The sequence below is a fragment of the Sorangium sp. So ce381 genome (assembly GCF_051473845.1).
Lineage (GTDB): Bacteria > Myxococcota_A > Polyangia > Polyangiales > Polyangiaceae > Sorangium > Sorangium atrum.
Map to the genome: position 1 here is coordinate 805102 of NZ_CP150336.1, position 19385 is coordinate 824486.

Below are 19385 nucleotides of genomic sequence, written 5' to 3' on the forward strand. Positions count from 1 at the left end.
CCATCGCCAGGGCCACCTGGGATCGGAGACCGAAAAGGGAACCGTGGAGCGGTTCGGCGACGGCGGCTGGACAGGTCTTCAGCGCCGCTTCGCGCACGCCGGGCACGCGATCCTGCCCTGCGCGTTCGGCGCGCACGCCTCGCAGAGCAGGTGCATCCGATCGTCGCACGCCGCCGGCCGCGCCGTCGCCGCGGCGCACGCCTCGCACGTGAGCCTGTCCAGGCTCGAGGCGCCCGCCGGAAGCCGCAAGACGATGTCTCGCGACTCCTTGCGCCGCCGGAGACGCATGTTCACGAGCGCCGCCGGCACCTCGGCGCTCACCAGCGCGGCGACCGAGCACGTCACCTTCGCAGCGAACCGCGCGGGCAAGGCCTCAAGCTTCGCGTTCCGCTCGGCGACGAGGTGCGCGATCTTGGCCTCGACCGCCTTCGGATCCGCGCGCCGCCGCGGCGCCCTCGCCTCGGCGATCAGGTCCGCGAAATACGACACGATACGATCGTGATCCCGCGCGTGCCTGCGCTCGACCTCGCCGAGCAGCGGTTGCACCGCAGCGCGCACCGCCCGCTCGGCGCGGAGCGCGATCCAGTCCGCCGTGCGATCGTCCGTCGAGAAAGGCAGGGCGCTCGGCAGCACGAGAGCGCTCGGCCAGGCGAGATCCAGGTGCGCGCCCACCGCAGCGTCCGGCTCGCCGCCGTCATGCGCGTTCAGCACGACCCGCACGAGCCCCTCGCGCCGGTCGTCGGCCTCGACGCCGTAAGCGACGCTGGCAGCGACGTAGACCGCCGTGCCCGTGGAGACTTGCCCGGGCTCACAGAGCCCGTTGCGCAGCGCGAAGCGGTCCGCGGCGGCCCGCACGTGGGCAGGACGCGGCGGATCCGCGGCGAGCCGCACCGAGGTGGACACGGGCCGCCCGCGCGCCCTCGCGATCAACCGCTCTAGCAGCGTCGAGCCAAGGCCGCACGCGACGTCCCCGTCCCGATCGGGGTAGAGCGCGAGGGCGCACTCCTCCGGGACCTCGATCTCGGCCGCGAGCTGCGCCGGCAGGAGCGCTACCGCCCGCGCGTCGTCCCGCTCGGCGAGCGCTCCGGCCTCCGCGAGCGCCTCGACCACGAAATCGAGCGGAGAGGGCAGCGCGCCCTCCGTGGGCGAGAGCATCCCCAGCGCGGCGGTCACGCCTCGTAGTCCTTTCCAAAGAGCTTGGCGTCGAGGCGCTTCACCTGCTCGTAACGCCCGCGCGCCGCGGCGAGCTCCTCGGCGATGGCGTCGAAGCCGCTCGCGATCTCCTCCTCCGAGCGCGACGTCGCGTAGAGGGCGACGATCCGCTCCTCCAGATCTCGCTCGTCCGCCATGTTGCCAAGGACCATATCCATCTCGCCCACGACCAGCTCGAACAGGTGCAGGCGGCGGTCGAGCAGATCGAGGACACGCTCCTCGGCGGTGCCGCGCGCGCAGAGGTTGTACACGCGCACCTCCTCTCGCTGGCCCATCCGGTGCAATCGCCCGATCCGCTGCTCGATGAGCATGGGGTTGTAGGGAAGATCGAAGTTCACGAGGACATGGCAGTGATGGAGGTTGTGCCCCTCGCCGCCGGCGTCGGTGGACACGAGCACACGCGCGCGGCCGTCGCGGAACGAAGAGAGCGCCGCGCGCTTGTCTGCGGCGGAGAGGCCGCCGTGGAACGCCACGGGCTCGACGCCTGCACCGCGGAGCGCGGCCTCGATGTACGAGAGAGAGTCGCGAAACCGGGTGAAGACGAGGATCTGCTCGTCGTGAGCGCGCGCGAGATCGACGAGCGCAAGGCCCTTCCGGGACGCGTGGACCGAGGCCGCGAGCTCCGCGAGGGCGGCGAGCGCGGCGCGCAGCGCGGGGGCGCGCCGCTCGCTCGCGCTCATGCGCTCGAGGCTGCCGCGCACCGCGGCGGGGCTCGATCCGGCGCCGAGCAGGAGCGTGGAGGCCAGCATCCGGGAGCCGGCGTCGGCCCCGTGCGCGCGCACGAGGGCGAGGACGCGGTCGTAGAGCTCGCGCTCCTCCGGGAGCGGCTCGACCATCGCCGTGCTCACGTAACGGGGCGGCAGCGCGAGGCCGCTGTCGGCGCGGGTATTACGCACCATCACCTCGGCGAGCAGGGCGCGCAGCCGCTCCCGGTTCTTCGGCGACAGCGGGTCCTTCGGGTCGACGAACTGCGCGCGGAAGGCCGCCGGGGTCGCGAACTGCCCGGGCTTGAGCAGCGTCACGAGGTTGTAGAGCTCCTCGAGATCGGTCTCGATCGGCGTCGCCGTGAGCATCAGGAGGAACCGGCTGTGCAGGCCGTCGACCAGCTTGAAGCCGGCGGTCGTGCGGTTCTTGACGTGATGGGCCTCGTCGACGATCACGAGGTCCCACGAGGCGGCCTGGACGAGCGGCGCGTGCTTCGCGCTCCTCGCGAGGGCGAGCGACGCGACGACCACGCCCTCATCGCGCCAGAAGGCCTCGGGATCCGCGGTACGCGCGGCGTCGTCGGTCGTGCGCGCGGCGATCCCGGCCTTCTCCGCGAGCTCGCCCGTCCACTGGCCGACGAGCGCAGGGGGGACGAGGACGAGCGCCCGCCGGACCATCCCGCGGAGCTGGTACTCGCGCAGGATCGTCAGCGCCTCGACCGTCTTGCCGAGCCCGACCTCGTCGGCGAGCAGGGCGCGCCCGCGGAACACGCGGAGGACGCGGCGCGCGGTCTCGATCTGGTAGCGGTGCGGCTCGACGCCGGTGAGCGCGGCGAGCGCGAGCAGCTCCTCGAACTGCTCGGCCGAGGCGAGCAGGTGGGCGCGCAGCGCGTGGCTCACCGCTGCGAGCGAGGACGGCGGGCCCGCGAGCCGCTGGAGCAGCTCGGATCGGTCGAGGCCCGACATCAGGAGCGGCGCCGGCTTTCTGGGCGGCGGGGCCGGCAGAGGAGCCGGCTCGGGCGGGGGCGCCGGCTCCACCACGCCGGAGGCGGCGGGCGGCCGGGAGGCGGGCGGCCGGGAGGCGGTGGGCGGCCGGGAGGCGGCGGGCGGCCGGGAGGCTGTGGACGTGGCGCGCGCGCCGGCGGCGCGGGCGCGCGCCGGGCGCTCCGGGGTCGGGGTGGTGGGACGGCTTCGTTGTGTCGCGGCGGGCGCGTCGTTCCGCTGAGCCCGCGCAGGCAAGCGGGCATGAGCGCGGGTGACAGGGCGCTCCGGCGGCAGCCGCTCCGCACGATGGGCCACGAGGAGTCGCTGGACGTCGTGACGAAAGACGAGCTGTCCCAGCCGGCGCGGGACACCGACGTTGCGGTCGATGCAGAACGTGCTCGCGTTGTAGACGAGGAACGCTGGATCCGCGCTCGTCGATTCGCGCATCCGCTCGATGAGCGCGCTGCCCGCGAGCGCCTGTGGAAGGCCGTGCGCGAGGAGAAGGTCATGCGCCTCGTCGAGCGTCAGCGGCTCCTGGTGCGACCGGCCCGAGAGCGCGAACGCCAAGGTGAAGAGATCAGCGCCCGAGAGCAGCCGACTGGCCGCTTCCGTGGCGAGCAGCCAGTTCACGTCGCTTGCGGAGATCGACGTGATGGGCGTCGTCGAGACCTGCATGACTCGGCCGCGTGTATCCCTCCAGCGCCAGGATGTCGAGGTGCCATGGGCGCGAGAACGGCGAGAACAGGACGATTATTTTTGGAAATTTGACGCCCCTGATCGGAATGCGTCCTAGATCTTCTGGCGAAGCCAGCGCGTGAAGGGGTCGAGGAAGGTCCGTTTCCAGTGGACGTTGAAGTACACGTCCGCTTCGCCGAGCTCGGGGTTGTGATCGATGGTGACGGACGCGGCACGATCGAAGAGGCCGGCGCTGTCGAACATGGCGGGGCCGAAGCCGGTGCCCTCGACGTAGATGAGCACGTCGCCGCGGAAGGCGGAGAGGTTAGAATAATGGCTCGCGTCGCGCCCCGAGAGCCCGCACGCGAGATCGCGGATGGCGGCGAGGGAGCCGTAATTGTCGAAGAGGGGACCTACGAGCTCGAGCCGGGACTGGTCGCTATAGACGAGGCTCTGGGTCTCGAAATCGGCGACGGTGCGCACGAACGAGGGCGTCGGGGCGAGCGCGCCCGGAGGGGGCGGGGCGCCGAAGACGAGCAGCATGGCGAGCTGGTTGGTCGTGCCTGGCGGGAAGATGGGCAGGGGGAACTCGCCCTGGGGATCGGCGGCGGCGCCGCGCAACGCGAGCCCGAGGACGGCGAGGCTGGGGTCGTAGGTCGAGCCCGCGGCGAGCGCCCCCTCGAGGTTGCTGCAGATCGCGTCGTTGTGCGCGGCGATCGCCGGATCCTCGGTGTAGAAGGTGCCCTCGTAGAGAAACACGCCCGAGAAGGCGCCGGGTGCGCGATTGACGGTGGCCATGGCCGTGTTGGCGCCCGCGGAGAATCCTCCGATGACGGGCCGCGCGCCGGGATGCTGCGAGCGCACGAGGGAGAGCGCGAAGAGCGCGTCGCTCGAGAGCGTGTCGAAGCTCCAGTCGGCCATGACGCTGCAATCGGCGGCGCCTGACTCGCACGCGCCCGGCGGGAGCTCGGTCCTCCGCTGGTCGACGAGCCAGACGTCGTGGCCGGCCATGGCGAGCTCGCCGGCCGCGGATTTCGCGTACCTCCCGGTCTCGCTGATCTCGTAGAATTCGCCCGGAAGCGAGAAGGGGCTCAAGAGGATCACGGGCTCGCTGCAGCCGCGGCCGGCCCCGCGCTTGCTCACGTGGATGATCGAGAATCGATCGAGGGGGCTGTCCCCGGCGTCCACTTCGTAGACCACCCTCTCGAGCGATGGATGCGGTCGCGTGACCTCGACCGAGGCGATGTCGTACGCGCCGAAGGCGCTGCCCGCGAGAAATCCAAACCATCCCAGCATAGGCGCTTCCCTCCATGGGAACGGGGTGAACACCACGATGTTCACCGTGGTGCTTCGAGCGGCGCTCGCTGCTCGAAGCGTCCATCTTCTGCTCGCGCGCGCCCGGACGCTTCTATGAAATGGACGAAAGCGTGCGGCGTTGCCGCGTGGTGATGCTGGTGAAGTGTGGCGATGTGTGCGATGCGCTCGGCAGAATCATGGGTCCACGGGCCTGGCTTCGGCTGAAGGCATTACCTGCCCGATGGGTGACGGCGAATCCGCGCCTCGAACGCCCCACGGATTGGCCACCGGGACCTCGCTGTGGAGATCTCTCTTCGCGTTGATTTGGCTGCGCATCGGTTTACCGGTTCGCCGATTCATCGAGCGCGTGAGAAGCGCCGGCCACATCGCGGTCAGGCGCGGGCGCGGCGCGGGAGAGGTCGTGATGTCGCCCGCCAGCAGCGCGTGCGCCAGCGCGTCGTCCCCGATGGCGCGCGCGGCGGCCGCCATCCTCCGGTGCTCCTGCGCATCGGCCAGCGCCGCGGCGACCGGGAGGCGTCCCGATGGCGCGCGGGCGCGGTGTCGCCGCCGTTGCTGCGAACCGCCGGCGTGAGCCTACCCCCGGGTGCTTTGCCGCGGTTCATCTTCGCCGGTGCGGGGTCGATATGGCGAACCGCGACGCGTCATCCCGCGTCCTGTGTGGCGGGCTCTCCGAGGCGCTGGAGGCGCTTTTGACCTGCGTGGTCATCCACCACGACCCAAGGAGCCCGTGGGTCGTACGCCGTGACGCCCCACACCGGCAGCGGTGGCCCTTGGGCGATTTCCGCAAGACCGCGTCGCTTTATTTCATCGCCGACAGCCGACAACCTATAGCGAGCCTCTAGCATAGGTGCTCTGTCCGTCCTGTAGGGCACACTCTCCAGCGCGGCTTCAGCCCCACGGTGCTCGGCCCACTGGCGCAGCCGCACAGCAAAGGAGCAATCGCTGATGCGTATCATCCAATACTTACTCAGCTCTGCGCCAGCCGATGAACCGGGTGCTCGGGCCAATAGCGGAGCCTCCACGCGCAGAGCGCCCACAACATCAGCCGGTCGCTCCACAACCCGGACGTCCATACGACGATTCTCTGGCGCGATGTTAACGCATTGATAACATTGTTAAATCGTGAGCGAAATTGTGTCCTCTCCCGCCCTCGAAGGTTCCAGTAATCGCACCGCCGCTCGCAATGGTCTTCGGGTTCGGACGCGCACGGCCCCTCCAGCACGTTATCGCGCACGAAACGTACAGGAAGTCGAAGCCCGCGCTGGATCGCTCTTCGAATGTCTTCATTTGTAGTGACATGAATGGTCATTGGATCCTCAGAATAAACACTTTTTGCAATCCGGCGATGGAGGATCCCCAGCCTCGCACCGATTTCCAGGAAAATTGGGGAAATTCCGCAAGCGTCACGTGGCTGCTGAGGCACCAAGCCGTTCCGGACGGGAACGGAAGCGTACGCTATTACGCGGTTCGTGTGTCCGCCATGTGTTTCGTGAGGCCGCTGCGCAGAAGCCTGCGGAGCTGGCGACTTAGCAGCGAGCGCACCCGCATGCGCGATGGTGGAGCCGGCCATTTCGGTTTCGTTACGACCATCCTCGAGTCCTTGCTTCGACAGGCGCCGCTGAAGCGATCATGCCGTTGAAGCGCGGGCGCGCTCACGCTCGGCGAGTCGGAGCTCGGCACCGACCGGGTGCTCGGACAGTCCGGCTGCTTCGCCCTCTACTCCGCCAGCGTCCAGGTGGCGCGCATCCTTGCCGACCGCGAGCGCCGGCATCTGCGGGCCATCGTCGAGCTCCTCAAGCCCGCGCAAACCCATTCCGTGTACCTGAACGGCCCCCTGCCGCCCACCCTGCCGAACCCATGGGAGCTCGGCCTCAGCGACCTCGGCGAGGGCGACGGACCTGCACCGACCCTCGCCGGCTGCCGAGAGGAGCCAACGCGCGGCGCTTGACCCGGATAGTATACCCCCCTATGCTATATGTGTGCACACGGTCGAGAACAAGAAGAAGCTCATCGCCCGCGTTCGGCGGATCCGCGGGCAGCTCGAAGCGGTGGAGCGAGCCCTCGAGGGCGAAGCGGGTTGCTCGGAGGTCCTGCAGACGGTGACCTCGGCGCGCGGCGCGCTGAACGGCCTCGTGGGCGAGCTCATCGAAGGGCACATCCGCACCCACGTCATCGACGGGGAGCGTGCAACGGGACCTCAGCGGGAGGCCGCGGAGGAGCTGGTTCAGATCGTCCGCACCTATGTGAAGTGAAGGAAGCAACGATGAGCGACTCCACTGGATCCGATCAGCTCGCCCAGCTTCGACACGCCCACGACCACGGTGCCGCCGCGGCTTCGCACGAAACCAGGACCCGGTGGGTCGTGGCCCTGACCTTCGCCATGATGGTGGCGGAGCTCGTTGTCGGCTATGCGACGAACTCGCTCGCGCTCACGGCCGACGGTTGGCACATGGCCACGCATGCGGGCGCGCTCGGCATGGCGGCCTTCGCGTACTGGTTCGCGCGCAAGCAGTCCGGGTCGAGCGCGTTCTCCTTCGGGACGGGCAAGGTGCACGCCCTCGCCGGGTACACGAGCGCTGTCGTGCTTGCGCTCATCGCGCTCCTCATGGTCGTCGAGTCGCTGCGCCGTCTCCTCCATCCCGAGGCGATCGCCTTCTCCGAGGCGCTTCCTGTCGCCGTCGTCGGTCTCGCGGTCAACCTCGTCAGCGTGAAGCTCCTCCACGCCGACGAGCACCATCACGAGGCGCACGACGACCATCCCGACCACGATCACCAGGATCACCACGATCACGACCATGGCGATCACGACGACGAGCACGCCCACGGCCATGACCACCACGGGCACGACCACAACTTGCGTGCGGCGTACTTCCACGTCCTCGCGGACGCGCTGACCAGCGTGCTCGCGATCCTCGCCCTCCTCGGCGGGCGCTACTTTGGCTGGACCTTCCTCGACGCCGCGATGGGCATCGTCGGCGGGCTCGTCATCGCGAGGTGGAGCTACGGGCTCTGCCGACAGGCAGCCAGGCAGCTGCTCGACGTCGTCCCTTCCGAGTCCCTCGCTCGGCGCATCCGCGATCGAATCGAGTCCACCTTCGCTGGAGCGAGCGTCGTCGATCTCCACCTGTGGGACATCGGTCCCGGCGCGCGCGCCTGCATCGTTTCGGTCGCGGTGCCGAGCCCCCTGGCGCCTTCCGCCTACCGTGACGCGCTCGCCCCGATCGCGAGCCTCCAGCACGTCACTGTCGAGGTTCACCCGCTCTCTGCCGGTGACGCGCGGAGGGGCTCGTGAGCTTCAGCGCGATCTTGCTCCTCGCGCTCGGGCTCGCGATGGACGCGACCGCTGTCGCGGCGGCACGGGGGCTGTCTGTCCCGGCGATTCGAGCGCGCCATGTCCTGCTCGTCGCGGCGTTCTTCGGCGGCTCTCAGGCCCTGATGCCCGTCATCGGCTGGCTGCTCGGAGCGCGGATCGGTCCACGCGTGCAAGCGTGGGACCACTGGATCGCGTTCGTGCTGCTCGCGTTCATCGGCGGAAAGATGCTCTGGGAAGCCCGCGGCGACGACAGCGGCGAGGGCGAGACCACGGTCGATCCCTTCGCGTTGAGCTCGATGTTCGTGCTGGCGATCGCCACCAGCATCGACGCGCTCGCCGTGGGCATCACGCTGCCGATGTTGAACGCTCCGTTCGCGATCTCCGTCGTGACGATCGGCGTCGTCACGGCGCTGCTCAGCGCGGCGGGGCTCTTCGCGGGACGGCGGTTCGGGGCGATGCTCGGCAAGCGTCTCGACATCGCTGGAGGGGTCGTTCTCATCGGACTCGGGTTCAAGATTCTCCTTGAACACCTTCTGATGTCGTAGGCATGTCCCCGCAGATCGCGCCCGCCGGCTGGCTCCGTTGCGTCGGAGAGCCCGCTCAGATCGAGAGCGCGATCGGCGAGCGCCGCCGCGCGCTCGCCGCTGCGTCGCCGCGCGGCGCGCCCCAGCCGCGGCCCGGGACCTCGGCGGCCGCGCTCACGCCGAGCGCGCGCTGCAAGAACGAGGAGCCCCGCGCATAGGCGAGCAGGTCGCTCGGCCGGACCGCAGGCATGCCGCGGTGCAGCTGCCGTACGAGCAGCAACGCGTAGAGGTCCATGTAGCGCTCGACCATGCGGGCAGCGGAGTAGCGCTGGAGCGTGACCTTCCGGCCGTACCGCCCCATCCGCGCGGCGAGCGCGGGGTCGTCGCGGAGCTCCACCAGCCTGGCCGCGAGCGCCTCGGCGTCCCCGGAAGGCACGAGGAAGCCCGTGTACCCGTCGGTGAGGGCCGTGGGCACGCCGCCCACCGCGGTCGCGACGACGGGGAGCCCGGCGGCCATCGCCTCGAGGACGGCGAGCGGCAGGCCCTCAGCGACGGAGCAGAGGGCGAACGCGTCGAGCGCGGCGAGGATCTGGGGCACGCCGTGCCGCCCGCCGACGAAGAGCGCGCGGTCGGACAGGCCGAGCTCGCGCGCGAGCGCGACGAGCCGCGCGCGCTCCGGGCCATCTCCGACGAGGAGCAGCCGCCCGTCCTCCGGCAGCGCCTGCGCCGCCGCGCGCAGGAGCAATGCGTGGTTCTTCACGGCAGAGAGGCACGCCACGCTCCCGAGCACCCAGGCTTGCTGCGAGATGCCGAGCTCGGCCCTGACACGGGCCCTGGCCACCGGATCGGGCGCGAACCGCGACAGGTCGAGGCCGCTGGCGACGACGTGCAGCTTCTCGGCGCTGACCTGGCCCTGGTTGACCAGCATCTCGGCCGTCGGCCGCGAGACCGCGACGTGGGCGTCGACGAACGCGGCGGCGGCGCTGCGCAGCCATCGCCGGCTTTGCAGGTCGTCCGAGACGCCGTGCTTCGTGTGGACGACCGGGACGCGGTGCAGCCAGCCCGCGGGCGCGGCATAGATGAGCGGCTGCTGGTTGTGCGCATGGACGAGCGAGATACCTCTCGCCCTGAAGAGCGCGACGAGCCGGGCGGTCATGCTCACGTCGAAGCCGCGGCGCTTCGGCAAGAGCTGCACATCGACGCCGCGCCGCCGCAGCTGCTCCGCCCGCGGGCCATCCGGATCGTCGGCGATGGCGATCACGGTCACGTCATGGCCCGCAGCGCGCTGGAGCGCCGCCAGATCGACGACCACCTGCTCGGCGTCGCCGGCCTTCAAGCTGCTCACAACGTGCGCGATCCCGAGCTTCCATGGAAGCCCCGCCCGGCCAAGGTCGCGGCCTCCCGCGCCATAAATGTCACGAACATCCATGTCTCTCCCCCTCGAACGAATGGAACAGTGTCGACGCGCGCTGCTCGTCCAGCGTGCCTGCGCTGCCTGGCTCCTCAAGGCGTGATCTGGCTTCTCCGATCGGCGGAGCGGCGCTCCGCTCCCTGGCCGATGCAGCGAAGCGCTGATGGACGAGCGTCCTGGGCTCGAGAAGCGTAAGCGCTGCAGCACGCCGAGGGCGCTGCGCGGCGGATGGTAGGAAAGTTGATTGGCGTGGAATATAGGCCGAACCCGGAATGTGGCAATAGAAAACGGTGGTGAATGGTAAGACGGTGGTACACGAGGATTGTTGTCCAGGCCGAGCCGCGCGGCGTGCGCTCGCTCCGGCTGGACGGGATCCGTCCGCGACTTCCAGCCCCGGCGCGAACGTCGGGGTTCTCCCGCCGCCGCATACGGTTTTGTCCCGCAGAACCAGCGCCTCAGCGACGGAGAGGCATTGAAGAAGGTGTGGAGGCGCTCGTCGACGAGGGGCAGGTCCACGCGTCATCGCTCCCGTCGCGGTCAGTCGGGCGCCGGCGATCGACCTGCCTCCCGGCAAGTGAGATTGGCGACGTCTGGCGTGTCGCGTGGCGCGTCAGCGACAGAAGAGGAACCTGCAGTTCCCGGACGCGCACTGGTTGTCCTTCGTGCACGCCGCCCCCCGGCCGCGCTTGCCGACGCACTCGCCCTCGTTGGTACCCCACCCGCAGAACTGGCTCGCCGCGCAGTGCGCGTCGGAGCGGCAGAGGCACGTCTGGGTGAGATCGCCGCAGCGGTTGCTGGGGCATTCCTCGTTCACACGGCAGCCCTGGCCGATGCTCTTCGATCCGGGCGTGTAACAGAAGCCCGCGCCGGCGATCAGCCCGCCGCAGCGGCCGGAGGCGCACTCGCTGTCGCGCGTGCACAGCTGATGCTCGGCCTTCTTCGGCTCGCAGGCGTTGTCGCCGCCGACTCCAGGCGTCTTGAGCGCGCAGCGGAGGCCGCTGCCGCAATCGGCGTCGTCGTTGCAGACGCAGCGCCCCGGGATCGCGTTGCAGGCGACGGCAGTGCACTGGCCGCTCGCGCACTCGTCATCGAACCGGCATCGCCCGCCCAGCACCTGAAATCCAGGGCAGTAGGCCGCGCCGCACTTCGTGGGATAGGCGAGCTCCCGCTCCTCCGCCGCCACGAAGGGCGCGATGCCGGTCTCGTCGAGATCGGCGGCGGGATCGGCCATCCCGGCCCGCGGCCCCTGGGCGCGCTCCCACATGCGGAGGAAGGACTCCGTCGAGGATCTCAGGCCGGTCGTGTCCACGCCCAGGCGATCCAGATCGGCCAGGAGGTCGGGCAGCATCCCCTCGTGGGCCAGGCCCTTCTCGTCGAACTCCGTCCCCAGGGGGCCGGGCCCCTGCGCGCGCTGCTCCCAGGCCTGGCAATCGGCCTCTGCCTGGAACGCCGCCGAGCAGGCGCCATCCTCGCCGAAGCGCGGCCGGGTCTGCTGGATGAAGCCGTTGAGATCGGCCCCGAAGGCCATGGGGACCTTCAGGCCGAGCCGCCCGTACTCGTAGGCCTGCGCGAAGGAGCGGGACGAGCCCTGGCAGCTGTTCTCGACCGAGCTGCGGCTGTACTGCCGGGTCTCGTCGTGCGCGGTGCGCAGGCCGAAGATGCCGCCCGTCTGCCGGAGCATCCGGATCACCCGTGCGGGCGTGGACTTCTCCTTTTCGGCCACCGCCGGGGCCATGATCTCCCGGAAGTGACCGTGGGAGATGTAGATCGGATAATAGTCGCGCGCCCGCGCCAGCTGGAACACCCGATCGACGCCGCGCTCCGAGAGGTGCGCGACGTCGAGCAGCATTCCCCGGTCCATCATCTCGCCGACGAGCGCCTCGCCGAGGGGCGTCAGCCCGCGCATGTTGCGGCAGCTCGCGTCGACATCCATGCCCAGCGTGACCCCCGCGAGGGTGGCGCCGCAGTCGGTGTCGATGAAGCAGCTCTCTGTGTACTGCGCGAACTGGAAGATCGGGTTGTGCAGCGCCGCCCCGCCAAAGGCGTTGTCGACCTGGTGCACCGGCTGGAGCGTCCGGACCCCCAGGGCGTGGTACTTGGCGAGCTGCGCGCGCATCTTCGCCGCGTCGACGTCTCGGCCGAACAGGTGGCTGGCCTCGATGGACAGCACCACCGCCAGCTTGCCCGCGCCGATGATCTGCCGGGCGTGCGCCGGCGAGAGCGCGATCTCCATCCAGCCGGCGTTTCGCGCGGCCAGCGCGCGGGTCATCTGGATCTGGAGATCGACATCCACCATCTCGTCGCAGGCCCGCTGCCGGTTCTGCTCCGGCAGGATCGAGCAGAGCCAGTCGTAGCTCACCGCCGACATGACGATGAGGCTCAGCCCGCGATCGTGCGCCGCGCGCAGCCAGCTCACATGGCCCTGCTGGTGAGCGATGGTGTCCCAGCGCGGCCACCCCTCGGAGAAGCGCTTTCGCCCGAGGTGGAGCCCTGTGTCGCCGCTCGTCCCCTCCGTCTGGCCGATCACCTCCGAGCCGAGGACGCCGCCCCCCAGGCCGAGCAGCGCGGAAAGCGCGCCGCTGCTGGCGAAATCGAGCATCGTCGACTGAGGGCACCGGTCAAGGAGCGCGCTGAGATCCTGTCGAACGCGGCCGTGATCGCTCCCTGGGCTGCCGCCGTCGCAATCGTCCAGCGCGCCGGCGCCGTCGTGTTTGCCGTGGAGCCATCCACCCCCGAACGCCTCCTCCGACATCATGTGGAAGTGCAGATCCGCGAACCCGCTCACCGGGGCTCCGCCGAGCGCCGCCGCGGAGGGGACGGGGAGCGCCGCCGCGGCGCCGTCTGCCGCCGCGGCGCCGGCGGAGAGGCCGAGCGAGGCAGAGAGCGCGAGATCGTCCGTCTCGCCCTGCTCGCCGGCAGGCGAGGGCGTTCCCGGGTCGCACGCGGACGTCATGAGGGCGAGGGCGGCAAGGGCCGCGGTCGCGAAGGGGCGCGGCCAGCGCCGGCGGCGCTCTCGGGGCGCCGGGCCGGGGCGAGTCGATAGAGCAGGTGTCAGGCGATCGTCGGGGCAGGTCATGGGTGTCGCGGTCCGAGGGTCGTGGGTGTTCCAGGCGCTGAGGACGCCTGGTTATCTGGGGTAGTTTCCACCGCATTTTCAAGCGGTGCACCGCGGCTGCGCATCGCGTGGCGGGTTTTGTCAGCGCCTGGCGCGTTTTGTCGCCTTCGCCGCCGGTCCAGAGGCAGCTACTCCACGCAACGATGGGAGACCGCGAGCCGCTCCGCGAGCGGGCACGGCGGCCGACCGCGTCACGTCCGCTCATCTCGGCCGACCAGGCCGTCGGGGTTGATTCAATGACAGTTCTCAGGTCCTTGCTGATACGTCGGCTCATCCAACCACGAGACGCCCTCGTGCATTCGAGGCGCGCGGGGCGCCTCCCGCTCCTCCTTTGCCTGGGCATCGTCGCACCGGCCTGCGCGGGCGGCGCCGACGAGCCGAGCGAGCCGAGCGAGCCCATCGGAAGCGTGCAGCAAGCGCTCTGCTCCGCGGACGACGTGGGCTGCCAGAGCGGCGCCCCGAGCTGGCCGAGGTGGTCCCAGCAGCCCGATCGGCCGGCCGCCGTGTTCGACGAGTTCGAGACCGGCTCGGGCGCCGCGAGCGCCTCGAGCAGCGCCAGCTCCAGCAGCGCGTCGAGCAGCGCCAGCTCCAGCAGCGCGTCGAGCAGCGCCAGCGGCGCGAGCGGGGCCGGCGGAGGCTCGGGCGTCGAGTTCAAGGTCAAGGCGTGCGACCCGAACCAGCTCGGCAAGATGCCGGAGAGCCCCAACCGGAAGGGCGCCGATCTCCAGAACATCACGACGAACTTCCACGTTCTGCAGTCGATGCAGCTCCTCTCGTCGATCATCAGCAAGACGTCCGAGGCGATCAACGCCTCCGAGACGGAGCCGATCGAGGACGCGGACAAGGGCAAGTGCATCTGCACACAGCGCGTGGTCGCCGGGTGCACGGACGTCATCCAGAAGAGCAAGACGACCTACGAGGAGTGCTCCGACTTCTGCGATCCGGTCACGACGCCGACGAACACCTGCAGCACCGGGGTGCTCGTCTGGCTCGCCAACGACTTCCAGCAGACAGAAGCGGGCAAGTACAAGTGGGCCTTCACCGCGGTCAAGTGGCTCGACAAGATCGCCGGTGAGATCTCCGACGGGCGCTTCGCCGACTTCCTGGAGCAGGCCGGCGGCGAGCTCGAAAACGCCACGGAGCTGCTCGCGAAGATCCAGTGTTACATCGACCTCTACACCGAGGGGTACCACCTCGGCAGCTACTCCGAGCAGCGGCCCGATCTGCACATGTGCATCCCCTGGGCGGGACACGGCGCGTACGCCACGCTGGTCGAGAGCGGCGACGGCCGGTGGGGCATCGGCGGCCGCTACACGTCGCACAACCTGAGCGAGAAGCGGCGCGCCCAGATGCGCACCGGCGGCTTCGCCGTCACGGCGTTCGGCAAGACGCTGAGCATCCTCCCGGGGACGGAGTTCGACATGCAGCTCGACGGCTACAAGTGGTTCAACCGCGAAGCCCCCCTCGGCATCGCGGCCTTCGGCCACTCGGGAGGCGGGGGCTTGAGCCTCTCCGCCGCCAAGAAGAACGGGGTCTTCTACCTCGCGGACGAGGATCAGACCGAATCGCTCGACACCGACCACGACGGCCGGGTGTCTCCGCAGGAGTTCCTCATCGGGACCTACATGCCGTTCTCCTACACGGCGGACTACACGCCGAGCGGCGCTCCGAGCCCGGCCACCTGGCCCAGGGACGCGGCGGAGCCGGTCGAGCGCTGGGAGGGGCGCTCCGCCGCCGTCATGGCCGCTGCGCTCAACCTGGATCTGCAGATGAAGCCGATCGAGAAGGAGCTGACGAAGATCCCTCTCCCCCCGGTCCCCGGCGCGTTCCTCATCCCGTACTTCCGGCTCGGCGCAGGGGTCAAGTGGTACGACGAGGCCTATTTCATGCGCAAGCGCCTGCAGGAGGCGCTCAACAAGCACACGAACCACAAGATCGAGAACGTCGATTTCGATCGCAACATGCACCCGTTCCAGGCGCCGGACGTGACGGCCGAGGCGGGGACGGAGGTCTCGGTGAAGCCGGAGATCGGCGCGAAGCTCTTCCTCGGCGTGCCGCTCGGCAAGCGGCTGAAGGTCGGCGTGGAGGCGAGCATCGGCTTCTCCGTGGATCTCAGGCCCAGCGGCTCCGGCGGTGTGGTCGACCTCAACACCTCGCTCGAGCGGGCGCTCGTGAACAGCAACCCTGACGAGTCGCTCGAGTGCAAGCCCGTCTTCAACTACAAAGATCAGACGTACTGCTCCAACCGCCTCGTCGAGGAGTCCGAGCTGAACCTCGGCTGCTCCCCGCTCGACACCAACAACTCCTGCTGCCTCACCTTCGCCACCGGCGGCCGCGCCTGCATCGACGACTGGACGGGGATCACCGAGGAGTGGTGCGATTCAGGCAAGCTCTCGTACGAGCTGTTCGCCACCTTCATGAAGGAGAAGAAGGCCAAGCTGCTGAAGAGCGCCTTCCAGCAAGGCTTCACCGCCAAGTGGAACGCGAACAAGACCTGTGACGAGTGCGACAGCGACGGCACCTGCGTGACCGACGTGCGCAGCGACGATCTCCGCGACATCTCGGGCTGCCAGAAGCACGGCGTCTGCTGCAACCCCGTGGCGTCATCGCCCTTCGGCCTGGCGGGGTCGCGCGGCCTCGTGAACGCCAGCTACGCGCAGGCCCGCTTCCTCCAGACCGGCGACCTGGCCTACGACGCGTCGACTCGCATGCTCTACGTCGCGGACCGGACCGCCGTGCGCCGCATCGACCTGACGAGCGGCGCGGTGACGACGATCGCGGGGTCGACGACCTCGGGCACCACCGATGGCGTGGGCACCGCCGCGCGGTTCAACACCATCTCGGGCATCACGCTCCACAACGGCGCCCTCTACCTCGCGGATCGCGGCAGCCGCACGATCCGCAAGCTCACGCTGAGCAGCGGCCAGGTCACGACGGTCGCCGACCGCACCGTGGTCGGCACGCCGCGTGACGTGGCCGTGGACGGAGGCAACCTGTACGTCACCGACAGCGGGAATCGCACGCTGATCCGCATCGACCTCGCGACGGGCGCGAACATCGCGGTCGCCGGCCTGACCTCCTCGTCCGGGAACGTCGACGGCGTGGGGACGACCGCGCGGTTCGCGGAGCCCTCCGGCATCGTCGCCGACGGGCGCGGCAACCTGTACATCGCCGACGCGTTCAATCACTCGCTGCGCCGGTTCGAGATCGCGACATCGATGGTCACCACCGTGGCAGGCAACGGCACCGCGGGCTCCGCGGACGGCGCCGGCACGGCCGCTCGGCTCACCTCGCCGCAGGCGCTCGCGATCGACGGCGCTGGCAGCGTGTTCATCGGTGAAGGCAACAGGCCCGGTCGCATCCGGCGCTTCGACCCGGCGCTCGGCGCCACGGCCACGGTCGCCGGCGGGCCTGGCACCGTGTGGCAGGACGGCCTGGCCACGACCGCCGTCTTCGAGCTGCCCGGCGGCATCGCCGTCCTGCCCTCCGGCGACATCTACGTGAGCGACACGCTGCCGTCGACGGTCCGCAAGATCGGGAGCAACTGCGACGCGTCGATCCCGGGAGCCGTCGTGTACGACGTCACGGAGGCCGAGTGCCCTGGCACCTTCGGCGCGTACCGTTGCGTGACCGAGACCAGGAGCGATGTCGTCGAGTGGAGGGGCCCCGGGTGCCACCCGCTCCACTCGGGCTTCCAGTCCGCGTGCGGCTGCGCGTCGAACGCCGACTGCGCGAGCGGCGAGACGTGCGACGCGGTGAAGAAGCTGTGCACCGTCGGCGGCACGCCGGTCGACTGCCTGTGTAGCGCGGACCCGAACCCGACCTGCGCGAGCGAGCCAGGCCGCACGTGCGTCGAAGGCGCGTGCACCCGCCGCTGCACCTACAGCGCTGCCACCGCGGACACCGTCTGCGGCTACGGTCAGGTCTGCACGCCCGACGGCGCGTGCGCGCCGCAGGGCGGCGTCCAGTACGCCGAGCAGGTGATCTGGGGGCTCAAGAACCCGGAGGCGCCCGCCCATGCGATCGCCACCTACGGCATGAGCGAGATCGAGCTGATCGCCGCGCTCAACGCGGGCATTCACGTCGGCCTCGAGGTCAAGCTGTTCAAGAAGCCGAGGAAGTTCACGCTCTGGGACTGGCGGCGGTCCTGGGATATCGGCTCTGTCGAGAAGGGCAAGTTCCAGCCAGGGCTCGAGGCGACGTACCAGTGGGACAGCGCGTCGCTCGGCCAGGTGACGAACTACCAGCCGGACGAGGTGACCCGCTACGCCACGGTCATGTCGGAGACCGCCGACTTCCTGGCGTGGTGCAAGGACGAGCTGCCGCTCTACGCGGAGGATCCGCTGCCCCCCACCACGGAGGACGTCACGGGCGGCGTGCAGGAGGTCCTCGACTTCGGCTTCGACCTGGGAGAGCAGGTGTCCAAGATGGAGAACCTCTGCATCGAAGGTCGGCCGATGATGGAGTGGCTGCAGGACAAGGACGCGCTCGCCGAGAAGTTCGTGACCGGCACCTGCACGTACGTCGGACTGGTGAGCGGCTTGCGCGGCAACCTCAGTTTCCCGTGCCAGGACGCGCACATCAACCTGCTCAAGCACTGGGGCTGCCTCGATGCGCAGGGCTCCGCCGTCGCCAACCAGCTGCGGGTGGGCGCCTTCAGCGGCGCCGTCGTCAACACCCCGACGCCCACGTTCGATCTGACCGCGCTCTTGTACGACACGAGCAACGGGCTCGAGGCGTCCAACCTGGTGCACCCGAGCGCCCTGGCCGAGGCGTGGCTCGCCGAGGTGGAGGCCTGCTTCGACGACCACTCCGAGGACACCGTGCCTTGCTCGTGCCTCGACGACGCGGATTGCACGACGGGACCGGGGCAGACCTGCGTGAGCGGGACGTGCCAGGGCCCCGACGACGACGTCATCCAGTGCTCCGTCGTGCAGAACGCGGGCGTGACCGTCGAGCGCTGCTGCGGCGACGGCGTGCAGCAGGCGTCCGAGCAGTGCGATGACGGCAATGCGCAGAACGGCGACGGCTGCTCGTCGAGCTGCCTTCTCGAGACGAAGGGTGCGTGCTGCCGGTCCCAGGGCTGCACCGACCTCGGCACCGGCGGCATCGGCTCCAGCGCGAGCTGCCGCGAGGCCGGCGGCTACCTCGTGAGGGGCTACAGCTGCGCGCAGATCGACGCCTGCGGGGCCGAGCCCATCGGCTCTTGCACGGAGCCCGACGGCGCCTGTCACACGCCGACCTACCAGGCGCAGTGCGACGCGGTGAGCGGCGTGTTCGTCGTCGGCGGCCACTGCGAGAACGAGCCGGAGCGGCTGACGCTCCAGCCCGGCAGCGCCGGGGTCGATGCGACCATCACCAGCTTGAGCGCAGGTGTCGGGACCAACAACGGGAGCTCCCCGAACATGACCGCGGGGGTGTGGACCGCCAGCGGCGTCAATTACACGAACCGGAGCCTCTTCCGCTTCGATCTGTCGCCCATCCCGGCGGGCTCCACGATCGAGCGGGCGCGCCTCAGCCTCTACGCCGATCCCGACGCGCGCCTCTACGGCCAGGGCACCTCGAACGGCCTGACCCCGGGGCACTCGACGTTTGGCGGTTCCAACGCCTTCCTGCTCCAGCGCGTCACCTCGGCGTGGCAGGAGAACACCGTGACCTGGGCCAACCAGCCCACGGCCACGTCGCTTCACCAGGTGCTCCTGCCGCAGAGCACGTCGGACGGCCAGGATTACGCGGGTGTGGACGTGACCGAGCTCGTGCGGGACATGCTGAGCGCGCCCGCGAGCAACCACGGCTTCCTGATGCGGCTCGAGAGCGAGGTGGCGAAGCACCGGGAGGTCTCGTTCATGTCGAGCGACAATGCGAACGCCGCGCGGCGCCCCAAGCTCGAGGTGGTGTTCCGGAGGCCCTGAACGCCGGCGCGATAGAGCGACGGTCACCCGCTTCGGATACGGGCCCACCTCGGCATTTTCGGTGCTCAGCGCACCGGAGTGCGCCTGCGCGCCGAAAACGCCGATCTGGGCCCGTCTCCTGCGCGGGAGACCGCCGCTCTGCTCTGCATGGTGCAAAGGCGGGCAGAAACCGCTGTAGACCTTTGGTTTTGATCGACACTCGAAGAGGATTGGAGAAG

General features: G+C 69.8%; 11 protein-coding genes. 5 read left to right on the plus strand and 6 right to left on the minus strand.

Translation table 11 applies throughout. The annotated features are described in order from the left end of the window. Nucleotides 1–78: 78 nt before the first annotated feature. The 4 genes from WMF29_RS02965 to WMF29_RS02980 form a co-directional block, all read right to left on the minus strand. Nucleotides 79–1173, minus strand: a complete 1095-nt coding sequence (locus WMF29_RS02965) for an RING finger protein (protein ID WP_437327380.1) — start codon at nt 1171–1173, stop codon at nt 79–81. Next, nucleotides 1170–3575: a DEAD/DEAH box helicase gene (locus WMF29_RS02970; RefSeq protein ID WP_437327381.1), complete on the minus strand. Its 2406-nt coding sequence runs from the start codon at nt 3573–3575 to the stop codon at nt 1170–1172. The genes WMF29_RS02965 and WMF29_RS02970 overlap by 4 nt, the downstream gene beginning before the upstream one ends. A gap of 114 nt (nt 3576–3689) precedes the next feature. Then, nucleotides 3690–4871, minus strand: coding sequence for a hypothetical protein (locus WMF29_RS02975; protein ID WP_437327382.1), 1182 nt, complete (start codon nt 4869–4871; stop codon nt 3690–3692). Between the two features lie 195 nt (nt 4872–5066). Then, nucleotides 5067–5360: a hypothetical protein gene (locus tag WMF29_RS02980; RefSeq protein ID WP_437327383.1), complete on the minus strand. Its 294-nt coding sequence runs from the start codon at nt 5358–5360 to the stop codon at nt 5067–5069. Between the two features lie 1219 nt (nt 5361–6579). Here WMF29_RS02980 and WMF29_RS02985 point away from each other — a divergent pair. The 4 genes from WMF29_RS02985 to WMF29_RS03000 are packed head-to-tail and all read left to right on the plus strand — an operon-like array spanning nt 6580 to nt 8750. Continuing rightward, a complete protein-coding gene (locus tag WMF29_RS02985; protein WP_437327384.1) occupies nt 6580–6840 on the plus strand; it encodes a hypothetical protein in 261 nt (86 codons plus the stop codon). Between the two features lie 31 nt (nt 6841–6871). Next, on the plus strand, nt 6872–7144 hold the full coding sequence (locus WMF29_RS02990) for a metal/formaldehyde-sensitive transcriptional repressor (protein WP_272097643.1): 273 nt from the start codon (nt 6872–6874) through the stop codon (nt 7142–7144). 11 nt (nt 7145–7155) lie between these two features. Then, entirely contained in the window at nt 7156–8184 is a 1029-nt protein-coding gene (dmeF, locus tag WMF29_RS02995) for a CDF family Co(II)/Ni(II) efflux transporter DmeF (RefSeq protein ID WP_437327385.1), read from the plus strand. After that, nucleotides 8181–8750, plus strand: a complete 570-nt coding sequence (locus WMF29_RS03000) for a manganese efflux pump MntP (protein ID WP_437327386.1) — start codon at nt 8181–8183, stop codon at nt 8748–8750. The genes dmeF and WMF29_RS03000 overlap by 4 nt, the downstream gene beginning before the upstream one ends. 55 nt (nt 8751–8805) lie before the next feature. On the opposite strand, the gene WMF29_RS03005 is transcribed toward WMF29_RS03000, so the two are convergent. Further along, a complete protein-coding gene (locus WMF29_RS03005; RefSeq protein WP_437327387.1) occupies nt 8806–10074 on the minus strand; it encodes a glycosyltransferase in 1269 nt (422 codons plus the stop codon). Between the two features lie 676 nt (nt 10075–10750). Beyond that, nucleotides 10751–13093: a membrane dipeptidase gene (locus tag WMF29_RS03010; RefSeq protein ID WP_437327388.1), complete on the minus strand. Its 2343-nt coding sequence runs from the start codon at nt 13091–13093 to the stop codon at nt 10751–10753. 455 nt (nt 13094–13548) lie between these two features. Here WMF29_RS03010 and WMF29_RS03015 point away from each other — a divergent pair, with 455 nt between their 5' ends. Further along, nucleotides 13549–19167, plus strand: coding sequence for a DNRLRE domain-containing protein (locus WMF29_RS03015; RefSeq protein WP_437327389.1), 5619 nt, complete (start codon nt 13549–13551; stop codon nt 19165–19167). The last annotated feature ends 218 nt before the right edge of the window (nt 19168–19385 follow it).